The organism is Burkholderia sp. Ac-20392, assembly GCF_017104585.1.
In the GTDB taxonomy this organism is placed as follows: Bacteria; Pseudomonadota; Gammaproteobacteria; order Burkholderiales; family Burkholderiaceae; genus Burkholderia; species Burkholderia lata.
On record NZ_JAAGPB010000367.1, the window covers coordinates 1 to 8832 of the forward strand.

8 protein-coding genes are annotated in these 8832 nt (G+C 69.1%); 4 read left to right on the forward strand and 4 right to left on the reverse strand.

What is annotated here, in order from left to right:
• The first annotated feature begins 240 nt into the window (after nucleotides 1–240).
• Both G3N99_RS28845 and G3N99_RS28850 read left to right on the forward strand, forming a co-directional pair.
• Nucleotides 241–1560, forward strand: coding sequence for an MFS transporter (locus G3N99_RS28845; RefSeq protein ID WP_206124086.1), 1320 nt, complete (start codon nucleotides 241–243; stop codon nucleotides 1558–1560).
• 49 nt (nucleotides 1561–1609) lie between these two features.
• Nucleotides 1610–2311: a DUF2848 domain-containing protein gene (locus tag G3N99_RS28850; RefSeq protein WP_206124087.1), complete on the forward strand. Its 702-nt coding sequence runs from the start codon at nucleotides 1610–1612 to the stop codon at nucleotides 2309–2311.
• Nucleotides 2312–2703: 392 nt separating this feature from the next.
• Here the strand turns inward: G3N99_RS28850 and G3N99_RS28855 are convergent, their stop codons facing one another.
• Nucleotides 2704–4095, reverse strand: a complete 1392-nt coding sequence (locus G3N99_RS28855; RefSeq protein ID WP_206124088.1) for an RtcB family protein — start codon at nucleotides 4093–4095, stop codon at nucleotides 2704–2706.
• A gap of 131 nt (nucleotides 4096–4226) precedes the next feature.
• Nucleotides 4227–5210 carry an NAD-dependent epimerase/dehydratase family protein gene (locus G3N99_RS28860; protein ID WP_174937130.1) on the reverse strand — a complete coding sequence of 328 codons (984 nt, stop codon included), beginning with the start codon at nucleotides 5208–5210 and terminating at the stop codon, nucleotides 4227–4229.
• 101 nt (nucleotides 5211–5311) lie between these two features.
• Between G3N99_RS28860 and G3N99_RS28865 the strand changes: the two genes are divergently transcribed.
• Complete coding sequence (locus tag G3N99_RS28865; RefSeq protein WP_206124089.1) at nucleotides 5312–6214, forward strand: LysR family transcriptional regulator; 903 nt, start codon at nucleotides 5312–5314, stop codon at nucleotides 6212–6214.
• A gap of 51 nt (nucleotides 6215–6265) precedes the next feature.
• Here G3N99_RS28865 and G3N99_RS28870 read toward each other — a convergent pair whose 3' ends face one another.
• Complete coding sequence (locus G3N99_RS28870; protein WP_011354527.1) at nucleotides 6266–6586, reverse strand: hypothetical protein; 321 nt, start codon at nucleotides 6584–6586, stop codon at nucleotides 6266–6268.
• Between the two features lie 59 nt (nucleotides 6587–6645).
• Nucleotides 6646–7518 (reverse strand): LysR family transcriptional regulator, encoded by an 873-nt coding sequence (locus tag G3N99_RS28875; RefSeq protein WP_174937127.1) that lies wholly within the window; start codon nucleotides 7516–7518, stop codon nucleotides 6646–6648.
• 170 nt (nucleotides 7519–7688) lie between these two features.
• Here G3N99_RS28875 and G3N99_RS28880 point away from each other — a divergent pair.
• The coding region (locus G3N99_RS28880; RefSeq protein WP_206124090.1) for an MFS transporter at nucleotides 7689–8832 on the forward strand (1144 nt) is incomplete at its 3' end.

Here is an 8832-nt window from a genome sequence, read left to right on the forward strand (position 1 = left end):
CAAGGCAGCGATGCGGCCGCGACGCGCCGCGTAGCCGCATCGCTCGCCGGACACGACGACGTGCGCACCTTCGACCTGCTGTGGCGCGCCACCGCGCCGCTGCATGCAACTCGCAGCGACGTCGAAACCGAGCCCGCTGCCGCCGCCGCGCTGCCCGCCTGATCGTCCACGCCGGCCGCATCGCAGGCACGACGCACGCCAGCATATCGGCCCGGCACTTCATCCCGTTCCCGTCACGACATGCCCGACACCATGAGCACTCTCGCCCAGCCCGCCGCCCACGCGCCCCACCGCGTCCGCACCAGCCGACTCGCGACCGCGAGCATGATCGGCACGTCGCTCGAGTGGTACGACTTCACGATCTACAACACGCTCGCCGCGCTCGTCTTCAACCATCTGTTCTTCCCGTCGGTCGATCCGCTGGCCGGCACGATCCTCGCGTTCTCGACCTATGCGGTCGGCTACGTGTCGCGCCCGCTCGGCGGCTTCGTGTTCGGCAATCTCGGCGACCGCATCGGCCGCCGCGCGGTGCTGATGCTCACGCTCGTGCTGATGGGCGTGACGACCGCGCTGATGGGTGCGCTGCCGACCTATGCGCAGGCCGGCATCCTGAGCCCGATCCTGCTCGTCGCGCTGCGCTTCGTGCAGGGCGTCGCGCTCGGCGGCGAATGGGCCGGCGCGGTGTTGCTGTCGGTCGAGCACGGCGACCAGAAGCGGCGCGGGCTGTCCGCGTCGTGGACGCAGATCGGCCCGTCGTTCGGCACGCTGCTCGGCACCGGCTGCATCGCGCTCGTGACGCTGTCGACTACTTCTGGCGATTTCCTGTCATGGGGCTGGCGCGTGCCGTTCGCGGCCAGCGCGCTGCTCGTCGTGTTCGGTTTCTGGCTGCGGCGCGGCGTCGACGAAACGCCGCAGTTCGAGCAGCTCGCCGAATCGCACGCGACCGCCGAGGTGCCCGTCGCGGACGTGCTGAAGTACCACTGGAAACGCCTGCTGATCGCGGGCGGGTCGCGGATCGGCTCGGACGTGCTGTATGCGCTGATCGTCGTGTTCACGCTCACCTACGTGACGACGGTGCTGCACCTGTCGCGCCCCGTTGCACTGACGGCCGTGATGATCGGCACGGCCTGCAACGCGCTCGCGGTGCCGTTCTTCGGTGCGCTGTCCGACCGCTTCGGCCGCCGGCCCGTGTATCTCGCCGGCGCGCTCGCCGGCATCGTGTGGGCGTTCGCATTCTTCACCCTGCTCGATTCGGCGCGCCCCGGCGCGATCGTCGCGGCCGTCGCGATCGGCCTCGTGATCCACGCGGTGATGTACGGCCCGCAAGGCGCGTTCGTGACCGAACAGTTCCCGACCCGCGTGCGCTATGCGGGCTCGTCGCTCGCGTACACGCTCGCCGGCATCGTCGGTGGCGGCTTCGCACCGCTCGTGATCGCCGCGCTGTTCCGGCAGACGGGCACGACGACGGCCGTGTCGCTGTATGTCGCCGCCGCACTCGTCGTCACGTCGATCGCGCTCCTCGTCGCGCGCGAAACCGCGCACCAGCCGCTCGCGGATTGAGCGTTGCCGCCTGCCGTTTCACTCCTTCGCACTTCAAACGGATACCCGTATGCCAACCCTGTCGTTCAACGTGATTTCCCGGCAACACGCGCCGGCCACCGTCGACGTCGAGATCGAGCGCGTCGTGATCGCCGGCTGGGCCGGCCGCGATCCGGCCGCGATCCAGGCGCATATCGACGAACTCGCGGCGCTCGGCGTCGCGCCGCCGTCGACCACGCCGTGCTTCTATCGCGTATCGGCCGCGCTGCTCACGCAGGCGCCCGCGATCGGCGTGCTCGGTGCGCGCTCGGGCGGCGAGATCGAATGCGTGCTGGTCGACAGCCCGGCCGGCACGCTCGTGACCGTCGGCTCCGATCATACGGATCGTGAGGTCGAAGCCTACGGCGTCGCGGTGTCGAAGCAGGTGTGCGCGAAGCCGCTCGGCCACGACGCGTGGCTTTACGCGGAGGTCGCGGATCACTGGGATGCGATCGAGATGCGTGCGTGGCTGATCTCGCGCGATGGCGGGCGAGCGGCGTACCAGCACGGCACGGTGAGTGGCCTGCTTGCGCCCGAGGGGCTGTGGCAGCGCTTCGACGACCGCCGCACGATGCCCGCGCACAGCGCGATGTACGGCGGCACGGTTGCCGTGCATGGCGCGATCGCGGCGATGCGCGACGGCGATGCGTTCGAGATGGAACTGCACGATCCGGTGCTCGGGCGCAGCCTTCGGCACCGCTATGCGGTGGAAGTGTTGCCGGTCGTGGCATAACGGACGATGACGCGCGGCACACCGGCGCGACAGCGTTCTGTCGCCGCGCCGGCCCCGGCTAGTACGGCTGAAAGCAGTGATAGTCCGGAAAGTTGAATTGCGAGTTGCCGCAATACAGCACACCGACCAGGTTGGTACACCCGCTCAATGCAAACATCATTGCGCCCGCAACCGACACTTTCCATCCGAAATGCAACATTGCGCCCCCGTTTTCGCTTTTTCGACGTTGACCGTCATGATGCTCATCGGACGCGCCCGGGTATGTGGAAAATTGTTGTGCCGCGTGCGCTTCGGTTCGCGGCGACGCTTTCCCGTGCCCGGGCGCAGCCCGAGGTACGGGTAGGCGCCCTGGCGCAAGCAACGACGGCGGCCACCGAGCGCGCCGCCACCCGTCACGCCTTGAACGTGACCCACGGCTTCAGCCGGACCGCGCTGCGAATCAGGCCGGCCTGCTCCTGCGCATCGATCACGGGCCCGATCGGCTTGTAGGCTTCCGGCCCTTCCTCGATGCGGCGCTCGTCGCGCAGCGTGACGCAGCGCCACGTGCCCGGCGCCTGCTCCGTGCGCATCCGCCGCACCGCCTGCCGGCGCACGCTGCGGCCGGCGCCGTGGCTGCATGACCACAGCCAGTCGGGATGGCCGAGCCCGGTCGCGAGAAACGACGCATCGCCCATCGATCCGGGAATCAGCGCGAAATCGCCGTCGCGGGCGGGTGTCGCCCCCTTGCGATGGATGTTCATCCCGTTTTCGCGCAGCACGACGTTGTGCGGCACGTCGACCACGAGGGTCGAGCGGGTCTCGCCGGTGAGTTCCGCCAGTTCCTTGCGCACCATCTCGGCCAGCACGACACGGTTGAGCCACGCGTAGCGCGCAGCCGTGCCCATCGCGACGAGGTATTCGCGCGCCAGCTCGCCGGAAAGGCCGTACAGGCCGCTTTCCGGATGCCTGACGCCTGCCGGCCATGCCGCGCGCGCCCGGTCCATCCAGCGCCGCCCGACGTAGAAGCCGACATCGCGCGAACCGCTGTGGATCATCACGACGACATCGTCCTTCGCGAGTCCCGCACGGTAGGCCGCATGCCGGTCGAACACGGCATCGACCACCTGCAGCTCGACGAAATGATTGCCCGACCCGGGCGTGCCGAGGCAAGGATCGCGGAAGACCTCACGCGACCCGACGTGTGCGTCCGGTGCGTATTTCGCGCTGCCGTCGAACCGGTCGAGGCCGATGCACGACGACAGTTCGTCGATGAGCCGGTCGCGGTCGACGTGCTGCCAGAGCCCCTGCTGCGCGACGCGATCGACGAATGCCGCCGGGCCCGCATCGAACAGCGCGCGGAATGCATCGCTGGCGACCGGCACGTCGCGCCGATCCGCGAGAATCGCACGCGTCAGCCGCTCGACGAGCGCCGTCTCGAACGGCGCGAGCGCCGACCGCTTGAGGCCCGTGGTGACGAGACGCATCCCGCAATTGATATCGGTGCCGATCGCGGCGGGAATCACGAACGCGTCGTCGGTCGCGACGATCGAGCCGACCGGCGCGACCCCGCCCGGATGAAAATCGGGCGTCGCGCAAGCCTTGCACACGCCCTGATGGCCATCCGGCGAACGGACGGCCGCGAACGCGAGCAACTGCTGAACGGCCTTCTCCTCGAGCGGGAGCAAATCGGGCAACAGGACGGACGCCTGCGTCAGTTCATTGCGCAGGTGATAGATGCCGGCGTGATAGTCGACATGGATGCCTTGCCGTTGCAAGGCCTTTTTTAAGCGAGGAAGAGTAGACATCGCTGCTGGAAATGAAAAAGGTACGACGCGACCTCCGGTATTCCGGCGGTCGTGGGTACCTTCCTGCAGCAGCGTCGAGGAAGGGAGCGCGGATCATAGCAGAACGCGCTTGCGTTCGCGACCGCCGTTGCTCACTTGAGACACCCGAGCCCCGCCAGCGTCGCCTCCACCGCCGTGTCGAGCGGCGTCACCGGCTCGCGGCCGAGCACCGCGGTCACCCGCGTGTTGTCGAGCCGGATCGGCTCGCGCCACAGGTAGCGCATCTCGAGCAATTCGCGCAGCGTCGTGACGAACGGCGCCGCCGCCCACACGAACCACCACGGGAACTTGCGCACCGTCGGACGCAGCCCGTGCCGCTGCGCGACGCGACGCACGGCTTCCGCCATCTGCGTGCCGTCCGCATCCCAATGCCCGCCCAGGTGAAAGCGCGCGAACGGCTCCAGCGTGTCGCGCCGCTCGATCAGCTCGACCATCGAGCGCGCGGCATCCGGCACATACGACCATTGATGCCCGATACCGTCCCGCCCCGGCACGCTGATGGCCGCCACCGGCTGCCCGGCCTTGACGAACCCCGCTGCAAACCAGCTGTTGCCCGTGAGCTTCGGCCCGAAGAAATCGCCGGCGCGCACGATGATCGTGCGAACGCCCTGCCCGGCCGCATCCTGCAGCCGGCGCTCCAGCTCGACGCGGATCGCGCCCTTGCGTGTCGACGGATGCTGCGGCGCATCTTCGACCAGCACCGGAAATGCATCGGCGCCGTAGTTGTAGACGGTGCCCGGCAGCACGACGGTGGCCCGCTCCGCCTTCGCCGCCGCGATCGTGTTGTCGATCATCGGCAGCACCTGCCCGGCCCAGTTGCGGTATCCGGGCGGATTCACGGCATGCACGATCACGCTGCAGCCGCGCGCGGCCCGGACGACCGCGTCGCGGTCCATCGCGTCGCCGCGCATCCAGGCGATGCCGTCGCGCTCCACGACCTCGGCATCGAGCCCGCGCTTCAACGCACGCACCTGCCAGCCCGCATCGCGCAACTGCCGTGCGACTTCCCCGCCGATTCCGCCGCTCGCGCCGAGCACGAGTGCCTGTCGTTGTGTCCCGCCTGCGTGGGTCGTCATTGCCGCTCTCCTTGAATGAACTTCCGTGATGACACGCATTCTGGCGCGCCGGCGGCTAACAAGGAATTGCCGAACACGATGGATCAGCTATACATTTATGTATGTCTATCGATCTGAACTGGGAACGCTACCGCACCTTCCTCGCCGTGCTGACGGAAGGCTCGCTGTCCGGTGCCGCACGCGCCCTCGGCATCACGCAGCCGACGGCCGGCCGCCACGTCGCGGCGCTCGAGGCCGCGTTCGGCCAGACGCTGTTCACGCGCTCGCCATCCGGCCTGCTGCCGACCGAGGCGGCGCTCGCGCTGCGCGGCCATGCGGAGGCGCTGCGCAGCGCGGCGGCCGCGTTCGAGCGCGCGGCGGCAAGCCACGGCGCGGGCGTGCGCGGCATCGTGCGGATCTCGGCCAGCGACGTGATCGCCGTCGAGGTGCTGCCGCCGATTCTCGCGCAACTACGGCGCGACCATCCGGGGCTCGTCATCGAACTGGTGCCGACCGACCGCATCCAGGACGTGCTCAAGCGCGAGGCCGACATCGCGGTCCGGATGGCGCCGCCCGTGCAGGAGGCGCTCGTTGCACGGCGCGTCGGCGCAATCGACGTCGAGCTCTATGCGCGCGACGACTACCTGGCGCGCAACGGGTCGCCCGCGACGATCGACGAACTCGCGCATCACCCGTTGATCGGCTTCGATACGGTCACGCCGTTCATCCGTTCGATGGGGCGCAGCATGCCGCTGTGGAAGCGCGATGCGTTCGCGCTGCGTACCGATAGCAACCTCGCGCAGCTCGCGATGATCCGCGCCGGTTACGGGATCGGCTTCTGCCAGAGCAGGCTCGCGAAACGCGACCCGCGGCTCGTGCGCGTGTTGCCGGACGGGCCCGCGATGCAGCTGGAAACCTGGGTCGTGATGCACGAGGACCTGCGGACGAGCCCGCGCTGCCGCGCGGTGTTCGATGCGCTGGCCGACGGGCTGCGTGCGTATGTGAACGGCGAAGCCATCGAATAGACGGTTCGCCGCGACGGTCACGAACGCAGTGAACGAATCGCCCGAGCGGCGCTATTCGTAGATTTTCCCGGCGAACAGGATGTCCGCCATGCGCCGCCACGGATTGTCGGGCAGGTCGTAGAAGCGCAGCCCCTCCTCCGACGCCTCGGCCCAGTCGACCATCGCGTCCAGGTACTCGCCGATCGAGTGGTTTTCCCAGCCGAGCGCGGCACGGGAATACGGCGACGGCGGCACGTCGGCCTCGAGCTGCCGCTCCTTGTTCCAGTCGTGGCCGAGCACGCGCAGGAAGTGGATCAGCGAGCGTTCGTCGACCACGCGCTCCAGCGCATCCTGCAGCTTCGCGGCCATCTGGCGTTGCAGTTCGTCGTTCATTTTTTTGTTCCTTCGCGCGCCTCTCAGATACGCGCGGCCGCAGGTCGTGCGGCCCGGTTTTACATCAGCAATTGCCGCGACAGCACCTCGCGCGCCTGCGTGACGGATTCGCGTTCGCCGGGCATCGGCGGCGTCAGCGAAAACACCGCGTCCGGCAGCGGCGGCAGCCGGTATTTCGCGCCGAGTCGCATCAGGCCCTCGCCGATCGCCGACGCGCACAGGCAGCCCACCCCGAGCCCCGCCGCCAGCATCGACTGCAGCCCCGCCACCCCCGACGCGCTGTGCACGAGCCGGTACGGCGTGTGCTGCTCGTCGAGCGAGCGCACCGCGACCTGATGCATCATGCAGTCGTCCGGCAGCAGCACGAGCGGCAGCGGCTCGGGCAACTGCTCGGCGAGCGCGGGCGATGCGACCCACGACAGCGGCTCGCGCCGCAGCACCCAGCGTGTATCGGCCGACGCCGGCCGGAACGGCCCGCTCGACAGGTTCATCACCACGCCGAGATCGACCTGCCCGCGCGCGTGCGCCGTTTCGATATCCGCGCTCTTCATCGCGCTGACGTGCAGGCTCAGTTGCGGGTAGCACTCCCGCAGCCGCGCGAGCAGGCCCGCGACTTCGTTGGTCCGGTAGTAATCGGTGATCGCGACGCGCAGCTCGCCCTTGATCGCCTGCCCGCGCACTTCGTCGAACGCGGCCTCGTTCAGCGCAACGATGCGCCGCGCGTGCTGCAGCAGCCGCGAGCCGGCCGGGGTCGGCTCGACCCCGCGCTTGCTGCGCACGAACAGCGGCACGCCGGCGCGCGATTCGAGCTTGCGCACCTGCTCGCTGACCGTCGATTGCGACAGGTGCAGCAGCGGCGCGGCGGCCGTCAGGCTGCCGGCGTCCGCGACCGCCGCGAAAGTGCGCAACTGATCCAGATCGAAACCGCGCATCGCCATTCTCCATCCATCGAGTAACCCGATGGATGCTACCACCAATTCCCGCTTTTCCGATTCATCGCCACCACCCAGAATGGGGGTCAATCGCCCGTCCACGGCCGAACCGGCGCGCCTGGCGTCGCGTCCGGCGTGAATGTGGCACTCATTCTTTCGGACCTGCTTCCATGACGAACGACACCCTTGCCCCCTGCGTACCGGCCGGCACGGCCGCCGCGGCAACGCCGCGCAGCCACCACGGCTGGGCGCTGGTGGTCCTGCTGGTTGGCGCGATTCTGCCGCCGCTCGACTACTTCATTGTGAATCTCGCACTGCCGGCCATCCGCGACGGCATCGGCGCGCGCCCGGCCGAGCTGCAGCTGGTCGTGTCGGCGTACGCATGCGCGAACGCGGTCGTGCAGATCACCGGCGGCCGGCTCGGCGACCTGTACGGCCGCAAGCGCATGTTCATGATCGGGATGGCCGGCTTCGTCGTCGCGTCGACGCTGTGCGGGCTCGCCGGCAGCGGCGCGGTGCTGGTCGGCGGCCGCGTGCTGCAGGGCCTGTTCGCCGCGATCCTCGCGCCGCAGGTGCTCGCGACGATCCGCAGCGTGTTCAGCCCGCAGGAGCAGGTGCGCGTGATGGGCTTCTACGGTTTCGTGTTCGGCCTTGCGGCCGTGATCGGCCAGCTCGGCGGCGGCGCGTTGATCAGCCTGCATCCGTTCGGGCTCGGCTGGCGCGCGATCTTCCTCGTCAACCTGCCGATCGGCATCCTCGCGCTGATCGGCAGCTGGCGCTTCATCCCGGAAAGCCGGCCGCCGAAAGGCCAGCGCATCGACGTGCCCGGCATGGTGCTGCTGTCGCTGTTCCTGCTGATGCTCGTCTACCCGCTCACGCACGGGCGCGAGGCCGGCTGGCCGCTGTGGATGGTCGCGTGCCTCGTCGGCGCGCTGCCGATGCTCGGTGCGCTGCTGGCGGTCGAGGCGCGCCGTCTCGCGGGCGGCCACGATCCGCTGCTCGACGTGCGCCTGCTGCGCAACCCCGTCGTCGCGCTCGGGCTCGCGCTGGCATTCCTGTTCTATACGCTGAGCGCGTTCTTCCTCAGCTACGGGATCTACCTGCAGGGCTGCCTGAACTGGTCGCCGCTCGCGTCGGGGCTCGCGATCCTGCCGCTCGGGCTCGGCTTCCTGTCGAGCCCGTTGCTGATGCCGCGACTCGTCGGCCGGTTCGGCGGCTATCGCGTGCTCACGCTCGGTTTCGCGATGCTCGCGGCCGGCGCACCGGCGCTCGTCGAGCAGGGAATCGCGCCGTGGATGGAGAGGGTGTATGTGT